The organism is Methylobacterium sp. JK268 (assembly GCF_054052225.1).
In genome coordinates, this window is the sequence record NZ_JBSVZN010000016.1 from 25,666 (window position 1) to 45,206 (window position 19,541).

At 71.0% G+C, this 19,541-nt stretch carries 16 protein-coding genes; 8 read left to right on the forward strand and 8 right to left on the reverse strand.

Annotation, left to right across the window (positions count from 1 at the left end):
• Positions 1–442 precede the first annotated feature (442 nt).
• The gene (locus tag ACW9J6_RS18565) at positions 443–1,696 is read right to left on the reverse strand and encodes a deoxyguanosinetriphosphate triphosphohydrolase (RefSeq protein WP_457117983.1); all 1,254 of its coding nucleotides are present in this window, start codon (positions 1,694–1,696) and stop codon (positions 443–445) included.
• A gap of 87 nt (positions 1,697–1,783) precedes the next feature.
• Between ACW9J6_RS18565 and erpA the strand changes: the two genes are divergently transcribed.
• Together erpA and ACW9J6_RS18575 are read left to right on the forward strand one after the other, a co-directional pair.
• Complete coding sequence (erpA, locus tag ACW9J6_RS18570; RefSeq protein ID WP_457117984.1) at positions 1,784–2,110, forward strand: iron-sulfur cluster insertion protein ErpA; 327 nt, start codon at positions 1,784–1,786, stop codon at positions 2,108–2,110.
• Positions 2,111–2,157: 47 nt separating this feature from the next.
• Positions 2,158–3,933, forward strand: a complete 1,776-nt coding sequence (locus ACW9J6_RS18575) for a hypothetical protein (RefSeq protein ID WP_457117985.1) — start codon at positions 2,158–2,160, stop codon at positions 3,931–3,933.
• A 21-nt stretch (positions 3,934–3,954) separates the two neighbouring features.
• Here the strand turns inward: ACW9J6_RS18575 and ACW9J6_RS18580 are convergent, their stop codons facing one another.
• The 4 genes from ACW9J6_RS18580 to ACW9J6_RS18595 form a co-directional block, all read right to left on the reverse strand.
• Entirely contained in the window at positions 3,955–5,400 is a 1,446-nt protein-coding gene (locus ACW9J6_RS18580; RefSeq protein ID WP_457117986.1) for an acetamidase/formamidase family protein, read from the reverse strand.
• Between the two features lie 94 nt (positions 5,401–5,494).
• Positions 5,495–5,755 (reverse strand): BrnA antitoxin family protein, encoded by a 261-nt coding sequence (locus tag ACW9J6_RS18585; RefSeq protein WP_457118127.1) that lies wholly within the window; start codon positions 5,753–5,755, stop codon positions 5,495–5,497.
• Positions 5,756–5,787: 32 nt separating this feature from the next.
• On the reverse strand, positions 5,788–6,519 hold the full coding sequence (locus tag ACW9J6_RS18590; RefSeq protein ID WP_457117987.1) for an MBL fold metallo-hydrolase: 732 nt from the start codon (positions 6,517–6,519) through the stop codon (positions 5,788–5,790).
• 176 nt (positions 6,520–6,695) lie between these two features.
• Positions 6,696–9,035: an NADP-dependent malic enzyme gene (locus ACW9J6_RS18595; RefSeq protein ID WP_457117988.1), complete on the reverse strand. Its 2,340-nt coding sequence runs from the start codon at positions 9,033–9,035 to the stop codon at positions 6,696–6,698.
• Between the two features lie 169 nt (positions 9,036–9,204).
• On the opposite strand from ACW9J6_RS18595, the gene ACW9J6_RS18600 reads away from it, so the two are divergent.
• Complete coding sequence (locus ACW9J6_RS18600) at positions 9,205–10,053, forward strand: urea carboxylase-associated family protein (RefSeq protein ID WP_457117989.1); 849 nt, start codon at positions 9,205–9,207, stop codon at positions 10,051–10,053.
• Positions 10,054–10,250: 197 nt separating this feature from the next.
• On the opposite strand, the gene ACW9J6_RS18605 is transcribed toward ACW9J6_RS18600, so the two are convergent.
• Entirely contained in the window at positions 10,251–11,186 is a 936-nt protein-coding gene (locus ACW9J6_RS18605; protein WP_457117990.1) for a LysR family transcriptional regulator, read from the reverse strand.
• A 90-nt stretch (positions 11,187–11,276) separates the two neighbouring features.
• On the opposite strand from ACW9J6_RS18605, the gene ACW9J6_RS18610 reads away from it, so the two are divergent.
• Complete coding sequence (locus tag ACW9J6_RS18610; protein ID WP_457117991.1) at positions 11,277–12,773, forward strand: CoA-acylating methylmalonate-semialdehyde dehydrogenase; 1,497 nt, start codon at positions 11,277–11,279, stop codon at positions 12,771–12,773.
• Between the two features lie 292 nt (positions 12,774–13,065).
• Positions 13,066–14,208 carry an acyl-CoA dehydrogenase family protein gene (locus ACW9J6_RS18615; protein WP_457117992.1) on the forward strand — a complete coding sequence of 381 codons (1,143 nt, stop codon included), beginning with the start codon at positions 13,066–13,068 and terminating at the stop codon, positions 14,206–14,208.
• A gap of 20 nt (positions 14,209–14,228) precedes the next feature.
• Here the strand turns inward: ACW9J6_RS18615 and ACW9J6_RS18620 are convergent, their stop codons facing one another.
• Together ACW9J6_RS18620 and ACW9J6_RS18625 are read right to left on the reverse strand one after the other, a co-directional pair.
• Complete coding sequence (locus tag ACW9J6_RS18620) at positions 14,229–14,621, reverse strand: helix-turn-helix domain-containing protein (RefSeq protein ID WP_457117993.1); 393 nt, start codon at positions 14,619–14,621, stop codon at positions 14,229–14,231.
• Entirely contained in the window at positions 14,584–14,868 is a 285-nt protein-coding gene (locus ACW9J6_RS18625) for a BrnT family toxin (RefSeq protein ID WP_457117994.1), read from the reverse strand. Before ACW9J6_RS18625 ends, ACW9J6_RS18620 begins: the two co-directional genes overlap by 38 nt.
• A gap of 70 nt (positions 14,869–14,938) precedes the next feature.
• Between ACW9J6_RS18625 and mmsB the strand changes: the two genes are divergently transcribed.
• From mmsB to ACW9J6_RS18640, 3 genes are all read left to right on the forward strand, one after another.
• Positions 14,939–15,829 (forward strand): 3-hydroxyisobutyrate dehydrogenase, encoded by an 891-nt coding sequence (gene mmsB / locus ACW9J6_RS18630; protein ID WP_457117995.1) that lies wholly within the window; start codon positions 14,939–14,941, stop codon positions 15,827–15,829.
• 131 nt (positions 15,830–15,960) lie between these two features.
• A complete protein-coding gene (gene argS / locus ACW9J6_RS18635; RefSeq protein ID WP_457117996.1) occupies positions 15,961–17,721 on the forward strand; it encodes an arginine--tRNA ligase in 1,761 nt (586 codons plus the stop codon).
• 134 nt (positions 17,722–17,855) lie between these two features.
• Positions 17,856–19,220 (forward strand): SPOR domain-containing protein, encoded by a 1,365-nt coding sequence (locus tag ACW9J6_RS18640; RefSeq protein ID WP_457117997.1) that lies wholly within the window; start codon positions 17,856–17,858, stop codon positions 19,218–19,220.
• The last annotated feature ends 321 nt before the right edge of the window (positions 19,221–19,541 follow it).

A 19,541-nucleotide genomic window follows, 5' to 3' on the forward strand; every position in this document is an offset into this window, starting at 1 on the left:
CGGCCCCTCTCCGGGCCTACTCCGGAGGCCACCCTGTCCCACTCGGGCTAAAACATCCACACGTCGCCGGATGAAGCGCGGGTTTCTCCTCGCCCCGCGTGCCTTGCCTGTTCCCACAATCCGGTTTTCGGCGCGTCGGCTGGACGTGGCCGGGTGTCGCAACATTCCTCATGCTGAGGTGCCGCGGAAGCGGCCTCGAAGCACCACGGAACGGTCAATCCCAAGCGGCCTTGGCTTGGATCTGTGGTCAGGGGTGCTTCGAGGCCGCTTCCGCAGCACCTCAGCATGAGGAAGGGTGTGACTTCCAGGGGCGTTCAGTCCACGAAGCCACGACTGAGACGTCTGACCCTGCAAACTGCCAGCGAGGAGCGGGCATGCGCACGACCCGACGTGTGAATCCGCCGACCCGCTGAGGTGGGGGAGGCTCCACCCCTCGCGCGCCTCAGCCCCGCGGCTCCGGCCCGATCGCCCAGTGCAGGTCCGGCGTCGTCGGGAACAGCCGCCGGTGCTGGTTCACCGCGTAGTTGTCCGTCATGCCGGCGATGTAGTCGGCCACCCGCCGCTTCGTGCGCGGGTCGTCCGGCCCGGAAAGGCCGCTGCGCCACTCCTCCGGCATCCGCGCCGGATCGGCCGTGAAGGCCCGGAACAGGTCGTGGAGGATCTGCGCGGCCCGCTCGCGCACCGCCAGGACGCCCGGATGGCGGTACATCCGGGCGAACAGGAAGGCCTTGATCGTCCGGTCGGCCTCGGCGATCCGCTCGGAGAAATCGGCGATCGGGTGCCCGGCCCGCCGGATCGCGTCGGCATCGGCCGGCCGCAGCGCCTCCAGGCGCCGCTCGGTCTCGGCGATCACGTCCTCGACGAAGCGGGTGATCACCCGGCGGGTCAGTTCGTGGATGGTCCTCGACGCTTCGAGGCCGGGATGGCGCGCATCGATCTCGTCGAGGAGGCCCGCCAGGAACGGCACCTCGCGCAGGTCGCGCAGCGCGAACAGCTCGGCGCGCAAGCCGTCGTCGAGGTCGTGGGAATCGTACGCGATGTCGTCGGCGAGCGCGGCCACCTGGGCCTCGAGGCCCGGATGGGTGTCGAGGGCGAGATCCTGGACCGCGTTGTACTCGAGGATCGCCACCGGCACGCCCTGGCGGGCGTAGCGGGGCATCGGCGTGCCGTCCGGCCGCAGCAGCGGGCCGTTGTGCTTGACCAGCCCCTCCAGCGTCTCCCAGGTCAGGTTGAGCCCGTCGAAGGCGGCGTAGCGCCGCTCCAGCCGCGTCACCACCCGCAGCGTCTGGGCGTTGTGGTCGAAGCCGCCATGCCCCTCCAGGCAGGCATGCAGCGCGTCCTCGCCCGTGTGGCCGAAGGGCGTGTGGCCGAGGTCGTGGGCCAGCGCCAGCGCCTCCGCCAGATCCTCGTCGAGGCCGAGGGCCCGGGCCAGCGCCCGTGCGATCTGGCTGACCTCCAGCGTGTGCGTCAGGCGGGTCCGGTAATGGTCCCCCTCGTGGTGCACGAACACCTGGGTCTTGTGCTTGAGCCGCCGGAAGGCCGCCGAGTGCACGACGCGGTCGCGGTCGCGCTGGAAATCGGTGCGCGTCGGCGAGGCGGGTTCGGCGATCAGCCGCCCGCGCGACGCTGCCGATTGGCTGGCATAGGGCGCCCGCCAGCGCTCGCCTGTCCGTCCCCGCACGCCCCCACCCTCCATCGCCGTGCCCGTCCGTCCCGGTTGCGGCCGACGCCGCCCGTTCTTATCTTGCGAAGCACCATTTCGGCCTTTCCGCTAGAGCTGCCGATGCCCGACATCATCCTCACGCCGCGCGCCGCCCGGCGCATCAACGAGATCATGGGGGCCGAGCCGCCCGGCTCGATGCTGCGCATCAGCGTGAACGGCGGCGGCTGCTCCGGCTTCCAGTACGCCTTCGACATCGCGCAGGACCGGGCGGGCGACGACCTCGCGGTGGAGCGCGACGGCGCCACGGTGCTGGTGGACCCGATGTCGCTGGAGTACATGCGCGGCGCGACCATCGATTTCGTCAACGATCTGATCGGCGAGTCCTTCAAGATCGAGAACCCGCAGGCGACCGCGTCCTGCGGCTGCGGCACCTCCTTCTCCCTCTGATTCCCCGCGCTGGAACCGACGCCATGACCCGCTGGATTCGAACGGGCATGGCCCGGACCCTGCTCCGCGCCGCTCTCGGCGCGACCCTGCGCGCCGCGCTGCTCGGGACGGCGGCCATCCCGGTGGCGACGCTCGCCGTCTTCCCCGTCCGCGCCGGCGATGCCGCGCTGGACGACCTGACGCTGCGCTTCGGCTCGACCCTCGTGAAGGTGCCGCACCTGGAACTGCGCGGGACCGGTCTGAGCCAGGACGAGCTGCGGGCGATCCTGGATCCGGCCGGAACGGAGCCCTGGGCGAGCCGCCTGAAGCGGCTGTCCGGCGACACGCTGGCGATCCCGGCTTTGCGCGTCGAGCAGGCCGTGGCCGATCAGGTTCAGGTCGTGGTCTACCGGGATGTCCTCGCGCGGCGGATCGTCGAGGGAAAGATCGGGAGCCTGGAGGCGGCGGGCGCGGTGCTCACGCTGGAAGGGAGCGGTAAGCCGGGGGCGGGCGCCTACGGCCACATGGCGGCGAGCGACCTCGACCTCACCGGCCTGGCGCGCCTCCTCACCGAGCGCGGCGGGCCCGATGCGCCGGCGATCCGCGTCTACGGCGCGGTTACGATGGACGACGTGGCGCTCACCGGGGCCAAGGGCGAGACCTTCCGGATCGGCCACCTGGAGGGGCGCGACTTCGGCGGTCGCCCGACCGCGACGCCCTGGGGCGAGACCGCGGCGCTGCTGGCGGCGGGGGACCCGGCCAAGGCGCCGCCCGACCAGCGCGGCCGCATCGCCGGTCTGGCCGCCGACCTCCTCGACGCCGTGACGATCGGCCCCTTCGAGCTGCGCGACATCTCGGCCACCGATCCCGGCGACGGCAAGCCGACCCGCGTCGCCCTGACGCGGCTGAGCTTCGCGCCCGAGAACGGCGCCGGCACCCTTCGCTCCGAGGGGTGGGCGGTGGAGGGCCCGGCCCTCAAGGCCGCGCTGCGCACCCTCAGCCTCTCGGGGATGTCGCTGAAACCCACGGTGGAGGGATTGCGGCGGGGCGCCGTCGAGGCCATCGATCCGGCGGAGTTGCGCCGGTACGCGCCGCTCCTCGGCCGCGTGGCGCTCGACGGCCTGCAGATCGACCTCCCGGCGACGCCGTCCGACGATCCGGCGGCCCCCGAACCGCCGCTGCACGTCGACCTGCGCAACATTGCCCTCGACATGAGTGCGGTGCGGGACGGCGTCCCGACGACGGCGCGCCTGACCCTCGACGGGCTCGCTTTTCCGGTGCCCGCCAACGCGCCGGCCCTCGCTCCCCTGGCCGCCCTCGGCTACAAGGCGGTCGACCTCTCGGGCGTGCTGGATTCGAGCTGGAACGAGGAGCAACGGGAGGTCGCCATCCGCGAATTGTCCCTGTCGGGCAAGGACATGGGCAACGCCAAGCTCACCGCCACGCTGGGCGGGATCGGCCGCGAGATCTTCAACCCGGACGTCGCGGTCTCGTCGCTCGCGATGCTCAGCGCCACCGCCAAGGCGCTGGCCCTCACGGTGGAGAATGGCGGGCTGTTCGAGCGCTTCGTCGCCGATCAGGCGAAGGCCCAGAGCCTCAAGCCCGCGGAGCTGCAGAAGGAATACAGCACCGCGGCGCAGCTCGGCATCCCGGCGGTGCTCGGCAACTCGGCGAGCGCCAAGGCCCTGGGCCAGGCGGTGGCCCGGTTCGTGACCAAGCCCGGCCGCCTGACCGTGACCGCCGCCGCCAAGAACCCGGCCGGCCTCGGCGTCCTCGACGTGTCGGGCGCGCCGAGCCCCGGCAAGGTGTTCGACCGGCTCAACGTGACGGCGACCGCGGAGTGAGGCCTCCGCGGCCTCCCGCGCTTAGGTGACGGCTTCGGGGAAGATGCTCTTGCGCACCACCGCGTGGACGCCCCAGTTGCCGTCCACGACCTGCGTCACGCCGAAATCCACGGCCACCGACATCAGCGAGATCGCCTCGTCCTCGGTGAGCCCCTTCGCGGTCATCAGGAAACGGCGCATCTTCCGGAACGCGTCGCGCATGGCGAGGTCGACAGAGGACTTCGCGAAGATCTCCGATTGCGCCTCCGGCCCGAGATCCTTCAGGTAGTTCGGGAAGCTGAAGCCGTGGACCACCCAGTCCTGGGCGGTCTCGATCATCGGGAAGTCGAGGCCCTCCAGCGGCGTGCCGGCGAGGTCCGCCGCCTTGTGCAGGACGAGCTGGAACGTACCGGTCAGCGAGCACTCGATGGCGGTGCCGCAGAGCTCGGAATCACCCTGCGAGGCGTGCGGGTCGCCGACCGAGAACAGGGCGCCGGGCACGGCTACCGGGTAGTAGAGGGTGGCGCCCTTGCCGATGCGCCAGTTGTCGATGTTCCCGCCCGTGTAGCTGGGCGGGATGCTGTTGACCGCGTCGGCCTCCTTGGGCGCCACGCCCATGACGCCGAAATGCGGCCGGATCGGCACCCGGATGCCCTTCAGCACGTCGAACCTGCGCTCGGTCTTGGAGTGATCGACCGGCACGCCCGGATAATCGATGGTCGCGTGATGCACGCCGAACGGGTCGGTGACGCCCGGCCAGCGAAAATTGTAGACCGCCCGCGCCCAGTCGCGCGACCCCGTGGCGTCGATCTCGTAGATCGTGACCACCTCGCGCGGGCGGTCGCCGGTCAGCATGTCCTTGTAGTGGTAACCCCAGTTCGCCGCCGCGTTGCTGCCGAAGGCGAGTCCCTTGAACCTCGGGTTGGCGCAGGGCCGCGGCGCGACGTCGAGGATGCGCACCTCCAGCACGTCGCCGGGCTCCGCGCCGCGGACCGCGACCGGCCCCGTGCAGACATGGACCCCGAGCCCGCCGCCCGCCCCGATCTTCGCGTCCATCGGGCCGGCGCCGCGCCGGTCGACGCCCTTGCGGTCCTTCGTCCAGAGGAAGACGCTCTCGGCGCCTGGATCGCCCGTCACCATCCGCTCGGCATCGTCGTTGGCGTGGTGGGTCAGGGTCTCGATCGTCACGAGGTCGCCCGACCCGACCTCGACCTGCGGCGCCAGGAGGCGGCTGAAGAAGCCCCAGTGGACCGTCTCGGCGCTCGCCGGCAGGTGGTAGTGCGAGAGGCGGGCCGGCTGACGCTTCTGGCTGGTCTCGGCCAGCGCCGGCGTGACCAGGGACAGCCCGCCCGCCGCCAGCGCCGCGGCGCCGCCCGTGGCGACGAACCCGCTCTTCAGGAAGGCGCGACGCTCGGGCGCGAGATCCGCCCGGAAGCGGCGCCGATGCGCCTCGACGTGGATGCAGTTCGGATCGTCGCCCCGGCACATGCCCGTCTCCTCCCTCTCGTTTCCGGAGCGGGAGGATGCAAGGGCACGGCCACGTTGACCCTCTCACCCCCCGGGGGCAGATCCGGTGTCCTTGTCACGATGCATTCTTCAAGTCCTTCGCCGCACGCTTGAGCACGTCGTTCATTCGCGCTTGCCACCCCGGCCCGGTGGCGCGGAACGCGGCCAATGCGTCCGGGTCGACGCGAAGCGTCATCGAGACCAGCGAGCCCACCGCCGCCAGCGGCTCGCGGCGCGACAGAGCCTCGTACTGGGCAGGGGGCAAGATCTCGCTGGCGGGGCGCAGCCGGGCCAGCCGATCGTCGGTCAGATCAGGATTGGCCGGATCCTGCGCGATGGCGCCTGCGGGGGTGGATCACCGCACTTGGTTCAGAAGAGGACGAGGTTTCCGTCTTCGGCCGCCACGCAGCCTTCGGGCGTGCGCCCCAGCATGTCGGGACTCATGTGCGTGAGAAGAACGGACTTGGCGGCGATCTCCGGCAGGTAGCGGTGCAGCGTCGCGAAATCGAGGTGGTAGCGTACGGACCGCTCAGCCGTGTACGCTTCGGCGATGAGGAGATCAGCCCCACGCGCAGCAGGAATGAGCGCGTCCACCCATTCCGTATCGCCCGTGTAGCAGATCACCTTGTCCTCGCAGGTGAGCCGCAGCGCGTAGGATGGACCGCCGGACGGGTGTCTGACCGGGTAGGCGGTCACGTTGATGCCATTGACCTCGGTCGGGGTCTCCGGCTCCACCTCCACGAGGTGTGGCCCGAACTTGCGCTCGATGGTGGACGAGCCTGGGAACATGGCCTCCATCAGCGCGGGTAGGCGCTCGCGCAGACCCGGCGGCCCCGCGATGGTCAGAGACGATGTACGGCGGCTTACAAGCTGCGCGTCGATGATCAGGAACGGCAAGCCCCCGAAGTGATCCCCGTGTAGATGGGTCAAGAACACCGTCTCGATGCTGTTGGGATCGACCCCGAAGCGGCGCATCGCGACGAGCGAAGACGCGCCGCAATCGATTAGGAAACGCGTGGCCGTCGCTTCAACGAGGAAGCACGTGTTGAACCTTCCGCCTGAGCCGAAAGCGTCGCCGCAGCCAAGAACGCGAAGCTCCATTACTACGCCTCCTTGGCACCACCTCGATTTGCACAAAGCCCAGCTTTAGGACAGAGCTTGTGACTGCAGCGGGTCGGAGGCTATCCATCGCAGCCGATACCAAGTGTCAGATCTCGAACACTCGACCACCCGCATGGGCGTCACGGGATCATGCGCCGATGCTCTCCGGTGGCTCCTCAGCCCGAGGTCAGCGGCGTGCCCGCCTCGGCACTCGTCTCCGGCCGGGGTGTCGCGCCGGACCGCGCCTGCGCCTCGACCACGGCGGCGGCCGTGATGTTGACGATGCCGCGGGCCGTGACCGAGGGCGTGAGGACGTGGGCGGGCTTGGCCGGCCCGATCAGCAGCGGGCCCACCGGCAACGCGTTCGCCAGCATCTTCGCCATCTGGAAGGCGATGTTGGCGGCGTCCAGGTTCGGCATGATCAGGACGTTCGCCTCGCCCTTGAGACGCGAGTTCGGCAGCACCCTGTCGCGCACCATCTGCGAGAGCGCGGTGTCGGCGCCCATCTCGCCGTCCACCTCCAGATCCGGAGCCCGCTCGCGGATCAGCGCCAGGGCGTTGCGCATCTTGCGCGCGGACGGCGTGTCGAAGGAGCCGAAATCCGCGTGGCTCACGAGGGCGATCTTCGGGGTCAGGCCGAAGCGCCGGACCGTGTCGCCGCAGGCAATGGCGACATCCGCCACCTCCTCGACGCTCGGATCGGGCCGCACGTGGGTATCGGCCAGGAAGTAGGCACCCTGCGCGGTGACGATGAGGCTCAGCGCGGCCATGTCCTTGTAGCCGGGCGCCAGCCCGATGATGTCGCGGATCGCCCGCAGCTTGCTCTCGAACCGGCCCTCCAGGCCGCAGATCAGCGCGTCCGCCTCGCCCCGCTGCACCATCAGGGCGCCGATCACCGCCGTGTTGGTGCGCACCAGCGTGCGGGCCGCATCGGGCGTGATGCCCCGGCGTCCGGCGAGGTCCATGTAGGTCTGGACGTAGTGCCGGTAGCGCGGGTCGTCCTCGGGGTTGATCAGCTCGAAGTCGCGGTCGCGGCGGATCGAGAGGCCGAAGCGCTTCAGGCGCACCTCGACCACGTTCGGGCGCCCGACCAGGATCGGCTTGGCGAGCCCCTCCTCGACGATGGCCTGCACCGCGCGCAGCACCCGCTCGTCCTCGCCCTCCGCGTAGACGACCCGGCGGGGATCCTGCTTCGCCTGCGTGAAGACCGGCTTCATGATGAAGCCGGAGCGGTGGACGAAGCGGTCGAGGGACTCCGCGTAGGCCTGCAGGTCCGGCAGCGGCCGCTTGGCGACGCCCGATTCCATCGCCGCCTGGGCGACGGCCGGGGCGATGCGCAGGATCAGCCGCGGATCGAAGGGGCTCGGGATCAGCGAGTGCGGACCGAAGGGCCGCGCCTCGCCGCCATAGGCGCGGGCGACCACGTCGGAGGGCGTCTCGCGGGCGAGGCCGGCGATCGCCTTCACGGCGGCCGCCTTCATCTCCTCGTTGATCGTGGTGGCGCCGACGTCCAGCGCGCCCCGGAAGATGTAGGGGAAGCACAGGACGTTGTTGACCTGGTTGGGAAAGTCCGAGCGCCCGGTGCAGATCATGGCGTCCGGCCGCCGCTCCTCGGCGAGGTTCGGCATGATCTCCGGGTAGGGGTTGGCGAGCGCCAGGATCAGCGGCTTCTCGGCCATCTTGTCGAGGTATTCCGGCTTGAGGACGCCGCCCGCCGAGAGACCGAGGAAGATGTCGGCGCCCGGGATCACCTCCGCGAGGGTGCGCGCCGCGGTGTTCTGCGCGTAGGCCGACTTCCAGCGGTCCATCAGGCTGGTGCGGCCCTCGTAGACGACGCCCTCGATGTCGGTGACGGTGATGTTCTCGCGCCGCGCCCCGAGCGAGACGAGCAGGTTCAGGCAGGCGAGTGCCGCCGCGCCGGCGCCCGAGGTCACGATCTTGACGTTCGAGAGCTGTTTGCCGGCGAGTTCGAGGCCGTTGAGCACGGCGGCCGCGACGATGATCGCGGTGCCGTGCTGGTCGTCATGGAAGACCGGGATGTTCATCCGCGCCCGGCACTGCTCCTCGACCTCGAAGCATTCGGGCGCCTTGATGTCCTCCAGGTTGATGCCGCCGAAGGTTGGCTCCAGGGCCGACACGACGTCGACCAGCTTGGCGACGTCCTTCTCGGCCACCTCGATGTCGAAGACGTCGATGCCCGCGAACTTCTTGAACAGGACGGCCTTGCCCTCCATCACGGGCTTGGAGGCGAGCGGGCCGATATCGCCGAGGCCGAGCACCGCGGTGCCGTTCGAGATCACGGCGACGAGGTTCTGGCGGGAGGTGAGGGTGGCGGCCTCCTCGGCATCCGCGGCGATCGCCTCGCAGGCCGCGGCGACGCCCGGCGAGTAGGCGAGCGCGAGGTCGCGCTGGTTGCCGAGGGGCTTGGTCGGCTGGATCTCCAGCTTACCGGGCCGCGGGTTGCGGTGGTAGAACAGCGCGCCGCTCTTGAGGTCGTCCGAAATCGTCCCGCTCACCGCGTTCCCTCCCTCCGATGACCCCAGCCCGCGGCGATCGACCGCCGCCGCATCGAGCCCGGTCGCGACGGACGCGACCTTGCCCGTGTCCTGCACCTCCGGCGGCGGCCGTGCAACCCTTGCCGTAGCGGCGCGCGGCCGGTGCGCCGCCCCACCCGACGGAGCCCCCGTGACCCGTTCTCTTCCCGAGCACGCCGCCCCGACCGACGCCTCCGCCCGACGGGCGATCCCGCCGGTGATCTGCTACCCCGTCGAGGCGCTTCCGCCGCCGGACCTCGCCGCCTACCGGGCCGCGCGGGAGGGCTGGAACCGGAGGGACACCGTGACGGTGCCCCCGCGCGAGGCGCGCATGATCGCGGTGCCGGCGGGCTCCTTCCTGCGCATCGTCGGCACGGAGGGGCCGCAGGTCGGCGACCTCAACCTGTGGTCGGCGCACGATCTCGGCGAGCGCTTCTTCTCGGGCAAGACGCGGGCGCTGCACGGGACGCATGTCACGACCGGGCACCGGCTGTGGTCGAACCTGCCCCATCTCCGACCGCTCGCCACCATTACCGAGGACAGCCTCGACTGGTACGGGTTCGACGAGCATGGCGGCGGCGTGCACGACGTGATCGGCACGCGCTGCGATCCCTACACCCACCGGCTCCTGGCCGGCGGCATCTACCACCATTGCTGCCATTCGAACCTGACGCGGGCGCTCGCGGAGCACACCGGCCTGTCCCTCGCCGAGGCCGAGCCGCACGTGCACGACGTGCTCAACGTGTTCATGTGCACGGGCTTCACCCGCGACACGCACCAGTACTTCATGAAGGCGAGCCCGGTCCGCCCGGGCGATTTCCTGGAACTCTTCGCCGAGATCGACCTGCTGGCCGCCCTCTCGGCCTGCCCGGGCGGCGATTGCGGCGCCGAGCATTCGAGCGACGCGGCGCGCTGCCACCCGCTGCTGATGGAGGTCTACCGGCCGGCCGCACCTCCGGCCGGGTGGGTCTCGCCGCGGCGGAGCGATGGGGAGTTGTGACGGCTGCGACTGAACCCTCCCCCCTCTGCGGCGGAGGGTGCCCCGCGGCGAGCGCGAAGCACTCGTGCCGGGGCGGGAGAGGGGAACCCCGGTTCCGGATAGAGCGGGAGCGTGGTGACGGGCGCCACATCCTGAAGCGTGGTTCCCCTCTCCCGGCCTGCTCCGCAGGCCACCCTCCCCCCCAGAGGGGGGAGGGTTCACGCGCGCGGCGTTCCGTCCTCCCGGCGCAATCCGAAGAACACGTCGCGGTCGCGCTCCACCACCGCGTAGATGTGTTCCGCCACCGCCCGCACGCGGGCGAGGTCACGGCTGTCGGCATGCATCAGTAGCCAGAAGCTGCGCGTGAGGCAGATCTCCTCCGGCAGCACGCAGACGAGCCCGGGATGTTCCGCCGCCATGAAGCAGGGCAGCACCGCGAGCCCGATCCCGGCCGCCACCGCCTGAAGCTGCGCGTTGACATTCGCGCTGCGCAGGCGCGCGCCGATGCCCGGCGAGACCTGCTGCAGGTAGTCGAGCTCGGGCGTGTAGAGCAGCTCCTCGATGTAGCCGACGAAGCGGTGCTGCTCGAGGTCGCGCCGTGCGGTGATCGGGGCCGCCCGCCGCAGGTAGTCGGGCGACGCGTAGAGCTTCAGTTCGTAGTCGGTCAGCTTGCGGCCGACCACGCGGCCCTCCTGCGGCAGGCTCAGCCCGATGGCGATGTCCGCCTCGCGCTTCGACAGGCTGAAGAGGCGGGCAGTGGCGACGAGCTGGATGTCGAGGTCCGGGTGGCGCTCCACCAGCCCGGTCAGGCGCGGGGCCAGGAAGGTGCTGCCGAACCCGTCCGGCGCGCCGATCCGCACCGTGCCGGTGAGCCGTGCCGCCGACCGGCCGACGAGACCCTGGCCGTTGATGATCGCGGATTCGACCGCGTCCGCCGTGGCGGCGATCGCCTGGCCGGCCTCGGTCGGGAGATAGCCGGAGGCGCGGCGGTGGAAGAGGCGCTCGCCCAGCAGCCGCTCCAGCCGGTCGATGCGGCGGATCACCGTGGCGTGGTCGACGCCGAGCCGCCGCGCCGCCGCCGACACCGTCCCGGTGCGGAACACCGCCAGCGCGAAGCGGTAATCGTCCCAGTGGCCGCCGTCGGGTTCCCGCATCCGCGCACATCCGTTCCGCGTTCACGCGCATTCCTCCCGGCATTAAAGCAGGGCAGAGTGTCGGCAAACGAGTCTTCAGGGAGAGAGCGCATGCGCGAGGTCGGGCATTTCATCGGGGGTGAGCACGTGGCGGGCCGCTCCGGCCGTCACTCCGACATTTTCCAGCCGATGACCGGCGAGGTGGTGGGGCGCCTCGCGCTCGCGAGCGCCGCCGAGGTGCGCGCCGCGGTCGAGAACGCCGCGACGGCGCAGCGCGCCTGGGGCGCCACCAACCCGCAGCGCCGCGCGCGGGTGATGATGCGCTTCCTCGACCTCGTCGCCCGCGAGATGGACAGCCTCGCCGATCTCCTCGCCCGCGAGCACGGCAAGACGGTGCCCGACGCCAAGGGCGACATCCAGCGCGGCGTCGAGGTGGTGGAGTTCGCCTGCGGCATCCCGCACCTGCTCAAGGGCGAGTACACGGAGGGGGCGGGCCCCGGCATCGACATGTACTCGATGCGCCAGCCGCTGGGCGTGGTGGCCGGCATCACGCCGTTCAACTTCCCGGCCATGATCCCGATGTGGAAGTTCGCGCCCGCGATCGCCTGCGGGAACGCCTTCATTCTCAAGCCCTCCGAGCGCGACCCGGGCGTGCCGATGCGCCTCGCCGAGCTGATGATCGAGGCGGGCCTGCCGGCCGGCATCCTCAACGTCGTCAACGGCGACAAGGAGGCGGTGGACGCGCTCCTGGACGACGACCTGATCCAGGCGGTGGGCTTCGTCGGCTCCTCCGACATCGCCCAGTACGTCTACGCGCGGGCGACGGCGACGGGGAAGCGCGCGCAGTGCTTCGGCGGTGCCAAGAACCACATGATCATCATGCCCGACGCGGACCTGGATCAGGCGGTCGACGCCCTGATGGGCGCCGGCTACGGCTCGGCGGGCGAGCGCTGCATGGCGGTCTCGGTGGCGGTGCCGGTCGGCGAGAAGACCGCCGACGCGCTGATGAAGAAGCTCATCCCGCGGGTCGAGGCGCTGAAGATCGGCCCCTCGACGGATCCGAGCGCCGATTACGGTCCGCTCGTCACCAAGGCGGCGCTGGAGCGGGTGCGGGGCTACGTCGATCTCGGCGTGCGCGAGGGCGCCAAGCTCGTGGTCGACGGCCGCGACTTCAAGATGCAGGGCTACGAGAACGGCTTCTACCTCGGCGGCTGCCTGTTCGACCACGTCACGCCCGAGATGCGCATCTACAAGGAGGAGATCTTCGGACCCGTCCTGTCGGTGGTGCGCGCGAAGGACTACGCCGAGGCGCTGCGGCTGCCCTCCGAGCACGAATACGGCAACGGCGTCGCGATCTTCACCCGCGACGGCGACGCGGCGCGCGACTTCGCCGCGAAGGTGACGGTCGGGATGGTCGGCGTGAACGTGCCGATCCCCGTGCCGCTCGCCTACTACACCTTCGGCGGCTGGAAGCGCTCGGGTTTCGGCGACCTCAACCAGCACGGGCCGGACTCGATCCGCTTCTACACCAAGACCAAGACGGTCACGGCGCGCTGGCCCTCGGGCGTGAAGGAGGGCGCGCAGTTCTCGATGCCGATCATGCAGTAGGCGCGATCGGATCATCGGCTCCGCCCGGCTGTCCGGACAGAGCTGTCGACAGCGCGCGACGCCGCACCGGCGCGCGCGGGATCCGCACTCCCGAGTGGGAGAGGGGTAGGGGCGACCGGAGATCGCGCGGGGTGGCTCGGCTTCAGGATTGAACGCCGAAGGTCGAGCTGCCAGCGGCACGGTCCTGTCTTCTTGCTGAAGCGTCCGTCCCTCACGCGGGATCTCCGATCCCCCGGCCCCTCTCCCACGCGGGAGAGGGGAGAAGGCGCCTTTTCCGACCAAGGACATCGCCGTGAGCCTGTTCGCGCTGCCCGAGGATCAGATCGCCATCCGCGACATGGCGCGCACCTTCGCCGCCGAGCGCATCGCGCCGCGGGCGCTCGACTGGGATGCCGAGAAGCACTTCCCCGTCGACGTGTTGCGCGAGGCCGGCGCCCTCGGGATGGGCGGGATCTATGTCGGGGAGGAGCACGGCGGCTCCGGCCTCACCCGGCTCGACGCGGCGCTGATCTTCGAGGCGCTGGCCACCGGCTGCCCGACCGTGTCGGCCTTCCTGTCGATCCACAACATGGCGACCTGGATGATCGACCGGTTCGGGTCGGACGCTCAGCGCGCGCGCTGGCTGCCGGACCTGTGCCGGGCCGAGCGGCTGGCCGCCTACTGCCTCACCGAGCCCGGCTCCGGTTCCGACGCCGCGGCGTTGCGCACCAGCGCCCGGCGCGAGGGCGACACCTACATCCTCGACGGCACCAAGCAGTTCATCTCCGGCGCGGGCGCGGTCGACCTCTACGTGGCGATGGTGCGCACCGGCGAGCCGGGGCCGCGGGGCATCTCGACGCTGGTCGTGCCGGCCGACGCGCCGGGCCTCTCCTTCGGGGCCAACGAGCGCAAGATGGGCTGGAATGCCCAGCCCACCCGGCAGGTGATCTTCTCCGGCTGCCGCGTGCCTGTCGGGAACCGCCTCGGCGAGGAGGGGATCGGCTTCCGCATCGCCATGGCGGGCCTCGATGGCGGGCGGATCAACATCGGCGCCTGCTCGCTCGGCGGCGCCCAGAATGCGCTGGACAAGGCGCTCGGCTACATGCGCGAGCGGCGCGCCTTCGGACACCGCCTCGACGAATTCCAGGCCTTGCAGTTCCGCCTCGCCGACATGGCGACCGAGTTGGAGGCAGCCCGCCTGATGATCTACGCGGCCGCCGCCGCCCTCGACCGCCGCGACCCGGACGCGACGCAGCGCGCCGCCATGGCCAAGCGCTTCGCCACCGATATCGGGTTCAAGGTCGCCGACGAGGCGCTGCAGCTCCACGGCGGCTACGGCTACCTGTCGGAATACGGCGTCGAGAAGATCGTCCGAGACCTGCGCGTCCACCAGATCCTGGAGGGCACCAACGAGATCATGCGGCTCATCGTGGCGCGGGGGCTGGTGCAGCCGTGAGGATGCAAGACGCCCGCACTTTAACGCGGCTTTGCGTCGAGTGCCCGTCGAATACCTTCCGGATCGTGCGCGATGACGGTCAGATAAGCGCGCGCAGGTTGGTCGGGCACCGTGCGCCCCTGCTCCCAGTCGCGAAGCGTCCCGATCGGGATGTGGTAGCGCGCGGAAAATTCCTCCTGCGTCAGGTCGAGAGCACGGCGCAGGGTACGGATCCGGGGAATTCGGCGAGCCACGTCGAGTTCGTCCGGCGACATCGGCCGCGCATCCGGGTCGCCGGCCGCCGCGGCGGCGACCTCGGCTTCGGTCATCGGACGCATCGGCGGCAGGTCGAAGGGGATCTCGCTCCCATCCGGCTCGCACTTCACCGCGACCCCGTCAGGGCGAATTCTCGCGGAAATAATGGTGTTGCTCATGACGCTCCGCTCGCCGAGCCGAGATCAGGCGGACGGCTCCGCCGCGTTCCGTGTAGGTGACATGCAGGACAACGCCCATGCAAAGACCGAGAAGGTTCGCGCGCTCCTCACCATAATCGGCTCGGTCGTCGATCCACTCCACCGCGAAGGGATCGCGAAAGGCCGCGATGGCCACCTCGAACGCGACGCCGTGCCGGCGCAGGTTGATGACCGCCTTTTGCGGGTCCCATTCGAAGCGGACCGACATGGTTGTACGGAGTTTCCGTAGGAGACTCAAGCGACCCAAGAGTACCACATCGACACTGGGAGGATCGGACGTGACGCAGATCGCCTTTCTGGGCCTCGGCAACATGGGCGGGCCGATGGCCGCCAACCTCGTGAAGGCCGGGCATGCCGTCGCCGGCTACGACCTGGTCCCGGCCGCCCGCGAGGCGGCGCGGGAGCAGGGAGTGCGCATCGCCGAGTCGGCACCCGCGGCGGTGGCCGACGCCGAGGTGATCGTCACCATGCTGCCCGCGGGCCGGCACGTGCTCTCCCTGCTCGACGAGGTCCTGCCCCAGGTCGCGGCGGGCGCCCTCGTCGTGGACTGCTCGACCATCGATGTCGCGAGCGCCCGGGAGGCCCACGCCAAGGCCGCCGCGCGCGGGCTCGCGAGCCTCGACGCACCGGTCTCGGGAGGGGTCGGCGGCGCCAAGGCCGGGACGCTCACCTTCATGGCGGGCGGGTCGCCCGAGGCCTTCGCCCGCGCCGAGCCGATCCTCGCCCGGATCGGCCGCAAGTCCGTGCATTGCGGCGAGGCCGGCGCCGGGCAGGCGGCCAAGATCTGCAACAACATGATTCTCGGGATCTCGATGATCGGCGTCGCCGAGGCCTTCGTCCTCGCGGAGAAGCTCGGCCTGTCGCACCAGGCGCTGTTCGACGTCGCCTCGACCTCCTCGGGCCAGTGCTGGTCGCTGACGAGCTACTGCCCGGTGCCCGGACCGGTCCCGGCCTCGCCCGCGAACAATGATTACCGGCCGGGCTTCGCCGCGGCGCTGATGCTGAAGGATCTGCGGCTGTCCCAGGAGGCCGCCGCCGCGACCGGCGCCGCGACGCCGCTGGGCGCCCACGCGGAGGCGCTCTACGCCGCCTTCGCGGCGGCCGGGGAGGAGGGCACCGACTTCTCGGGCATCATCCGGCACCTGCGTGCGGCGACCCGCGACGCCTGACCCCACCCCTGTCCCTTCCCCGCCCACGCTTGCAGGGAAGGGCCGCCCCGTGAGATGAGCCCGGTTTCGGCACCGGCGCCGCGCATCGGCGCGCGCCGGCGACGCCCGGTCCCAGTCTTCGGTCGCGACCCATGAACATCTTCGCCGCTTTCGAGGAGCGCATCGGCGAGGCGCTCGCCCATCTCACACGCGCCGGGCACCTGCCCGAGGGGCTCGACCTCTCCCGCGTCGTGGTCGAGCCGCCGCGCGACGCGAGCCACGGCGACCTCGCGACGAACGCGGCGCTCGTCCTCGCCAAGGAGGCCCGCGCCAACCCGAAGGCGCTGGCCGAGCTCATCGCCGCCGAGCTGCGCCAGGATCCGCGCGTGGTGGAGGCGAGCGTCGCCGGGCCGGGCTTCCTCAACCTGCGCCTCGCGCCGGAGGTCTACGGCGACGTCGTGCGGGCGGCCTTGCGCGCGGGCGAGGCCTACGGGCGCGGGCCGGCGCGGCCCGGCCTCGTCAACATCGAGTACGTCTCGGCCAACCCGACCGGGCCGATGCATGTCGGGCACGGGCGCGGGGCGGTGTTCGGCGACGCGCTGGCGAGCCTGCTCGTCGCCGCCGGCCGGCAGGTCGTGCGCGAATACTACGTCAACGACGCGGGCGCGCAGGTCGACGTGCTCGCCCGCTCCGCCTTCCTGCGCTACCGCGAGGCGCTGGGCGAGACGATCGCGGCGATCCCCGAGGGGCTCTACCCGGGCGACTACCTGAAGCCCGTCGGCCGGGGACTCGCCGAGACCTACGGGGCGAGCCTGCGCGACAAGCCCGAATCCGAATGGCTGCCGGTGGTGCGCGCCTTCGCGATCGCCGCGATGATGGACCTGATCCGCGACGACCTCGCGGCTCTGGGCATCCGGCACGACGTGTTCTTCTCGGAGCGCACGCTGCAGGGCGGCGGCAATGGCGGCGCCGTGGCGGCGCTGCTCGACGACCTGCGCCGCAAGGACCTCGTCTATGTCGGCCGCCTGCCGCCGCCCAAGGGGCAGCTCCCGGAGGATTGGGAGGACCGCGACCAGACGCTGTTCCGCTCCACCGCCTTCGGCGACGACATCGACCGGCCGCTGCTGAAGTCGGACGGGTCCTACACCTACTTCGCGTCGGACATCGCCTACCACGCCTCCAAGGTGGAGCGGGGCGCCAGCGAGCTGATCGACGTGCTCGGCGCCGATCACGGCGGCTACGTCAAGCGCATGCAGGCGGCGGTGCGGGCCGTCTCCGACGGGCGCGTCGCCCTCGATGTGAAGCTCTGCCAGCTGGTGCGCCTCCTGCGCGGCGGCGAGCCCGTGAAGATGTCCAAGCGCTCCGGCGAGTTCGTCACCCTGCGCGAGGTCATCGACGAGGTCGGGCGGGACCCCGTCCGCTTCATGATGCTCTACCGGAAGAACGACGCCACCCTGGATTTCGACCTCGCCAAGGTGGTCGAGCAGTCGAAGGACAACCCGGTCTTCTACGTGCAATACGCCCATGCCCGAACCGCGAGCGTGTTCCGGCAGGCCCGCGAGGCCTTCCCCGAGGACGATCTCTCGCCGCAGGCGCTGGCCGAAGCCGACCTCGCCCTGTTGAGTGATTCGGGCGAAGCGGAGATCATGCGCCTGATCGCGCAATACCCGCGCGTGATCGAATCGGCCGCGGGCGCCCACGAGCCGCACAGGCTGGCCTTCTACCTCTACGAATTGGCCAGCGCGTTCCACAGTTTCTGGAACAAGGGCAAAGACTTGCCGCAATTACGGTTTGTTAATCAGACCGATCGAAAGTCCACCCGGTCGAGGCTGGCGCTGGTCGCGGCTCTCCGGGGCGTCCTCGCCTCGGGCCTCGGGGTTCTCGGCGTCACTGCGCCGGACGAGATGCGGTGACGCGCCGGGGCGGAGACGCGGGCGGGGCCTCGGCGTGGTAGGATGCGCCACGACCCGGGCGGGGCGCGGCAGCGCCGTGCCGGGATCGAGCGATCGCGGCGAGGTGACGCAGGCGTGAACAGGATGGGGCTGCCATGACGACCAACGCTTCCCGGATCCCCGTCGATTTCGACGGGTTCGCGCCGGATCGGCAGCCTCCCTCCGAGACGCAGGGCGCCGCCCGCGCGGCGGACGGACGGGGCGACCCGCTCGCCGAACTCGCCCGCATCGTCGGCCAGGACGATCCCTTCCGGGCCCTCCTCGCCGCGAAGGAGAGGGGCCGGGCCACGAGCGCCGACGAAGGGCGGGGACGCGTCGAGCCGCTGCTGCCGCTCTACGGCAGCGAGCCGGACGAGCCGGCGCGCGGCCCCTCGCTCGACGCCTTCAACCAGTATCTCTCGGCCGTCCAGCGCGAGCCGGATCCCGAGCCCGAGCCCCTCGACGAGCCGCACATCGTCCCGGCGGAGGAGCCGGCGCCCGAGAAGCCGCGCGAGCGGCGTCGTCTCGCCCTGGTCGGGACGGCGCTCGGCATCGTGGCGGTCGCGGTGGGCGGTGCCCTGACTTGGCGGGCCGTGCATCCGAGTCGCGGCTCCGGGGCGCCGATCGTCGTCATGGCCGACCAGGCTCCGCTCAAGATCGCGCCAGAGAATGCCGGCGGCGTTGAGATCCCGGACCAGAACAAGCAGATCTACGAGCGCAACGCCAAGGACGGTCAGATCAAGATCGTCAACCGCGAGGAGCAGCCCGTCGACGTGAAGCAGGCGGCGAAGGCGCTCACCAGCGACGCCTCCACGGCGGGCACGCCGGCTCCGGCGCCGAGCGCGCCCGTGAACTTGCTGACCGAATCCCTCGGGGAGCCGCGGCGCGTGCACACGGTGACGGTGCGCCCGGAGCCGCCGCCGGCCGAGATCCAGCGCGCCGCCCAGGCGCAGAACCCGGCCCCGGCCCCGGCGCCGGTCCCGACCATGACGCTGCCCGACACGGCGGGGGCCGCCACGCCGGCGCCGTCGACGCCGCGGGCGGTGACGCGCTCGATCCAGGCGGCGACGACCCCGGCGCCAGCCGAGCCCAAGGCCGTCGAGACGGTCGCCTCGACCACGGTCTCGGCGCCGAAGCCCCGGCCGAAGCCCCCCGCGCCCCAGCAGGTCGCCTCGGCCGACGCGGCCAAGCCCGTCGCCGAGGTCGTGAAGGCCTCGCCCGCGACCACGGCGCCCGTGGGCGGCTTCTCGGTGCAGCTCGGCGTGCGGGCGAGCGAGAAAGACGCCCGCGCGGCCTTCGCGCAGGCCCGCGAGCGCTACGCCGACGCGCTCGGCGGCCAGTCGCCGCTCATCCGGCAGGCCGAGGTGAACGGCAAGACGATCTTCCGCGTGCGGGTCGGACCGATGTCGAAGGAGAGCGCCAACAGCCTGTGCAGCAAGCTGCAGGGCGAGGGCGGCACCTGCTTCGTGGCGAAGAACTGAGCGGAGCGCTCGCGACGCTGCCTCTTGCGGGCTGGCGGATCCACAGAACGCGAAAACTACAAACAGGGCACAGACTTACGTCGAGACACAACGGTTCCCAGATGTGGCGCGGGGAACCCCTCTCCCGTGCGGGAGAGGGGCAGGGGATCGGAGATCCCGCGTGAGGGTCCAGGTGGTTCAGCAAGTATTCTGACGTGTCCCGCTGCCAGCACGACCGTCTTCGCTTGATGACGGCAGGGTCCGGGACCCTCACCCCCACCCCTCTCCCGCACGGGAGAGGGGATCCCGCGGGTCTCCTCGGTTCCGTTCGAGCGTTTGCGA

Bases quoted from the DNA above. Each gene is read 5' to 3' on its own strand.
- ACW9J6_RS18610 (WP_457117991.1), top strand. From the start codon at position 11,277: ATGCGCGAGGTCGGGCATTTCATCGGGGGTGAGCACGTGGCGGGCCGC.
- argS (WP_457117996.1), top strand. From the start codon at position 15,961: ATGAACATCTTCGCCGCTTTCGAGGAGCGCATCGGCGAGGCGCTCGCC.
- ACW9J6_RS18640 (WP_457117997.1), top strand. From the start codon at position 17,856: ATGACGACCAACGCTTCCCGGATCCCCGTCGATTTCGACGGGTTCGCG.
- ACW9J6_RS18625 (WP_457117994.1), bottom strand. From the start codon at position 14,868: ATGTCGGTCCGCTTCGAATGGGACCCGCAAAAGGCGGTCATCAACCTG.
- erpA (WP_457117984.1), top strand. From the start codon at position 1,784: ATGCCCGACATCATCCTCACGCCGCGCGCCGCCCGGCGCATCAACGAG.
- ACW9J6_RS18605 (WP_457117990.1), bottom strand. From the start codon at position 11,186: ATGCGGGAACCCGACGGCGGCCACTGGGACGATTACCGCTTCGCGCTG.
- ACW9J6_RS18620 (WP_457117993.1), bottom strand. From the start codon at position 14,621: ATGAGCAACACCATTATTTCCGCGAGAATTCGCCCTGACGGGGTCGCG.
- ACW9J6_RS18580 (WP_457117986.1), bottom strand. From the start codon at position 5,400: ATGTGCCGGGGCGACGATCCGAACTGCATCCACGTCGAGGCGCATCGG.
- ACW9J6_RS18575 (WP_457117985.1), top strand. From the start codon at position 2,158: ATGGCCCGGACCCTGCTCCGCGCCGCTCTCGGCGCGACCCTGCGCGCC.
- ACW9J6_RS18565 (WP_457117983.1), bottom strand. From the start codon at position 1,696: ATGGAGGGTGGGGGCGTGCGGGGACGGACAGGCGAGCGCTGGCGGGCG.
- ACW9J6_RS18590 (WP_457117987.1), bottom strand. From the start codon at position 6,519: ATGGAGCTTCGCGTTCTTGGCTGCGGCGACGCTTTCGGCTCAGGCGGA.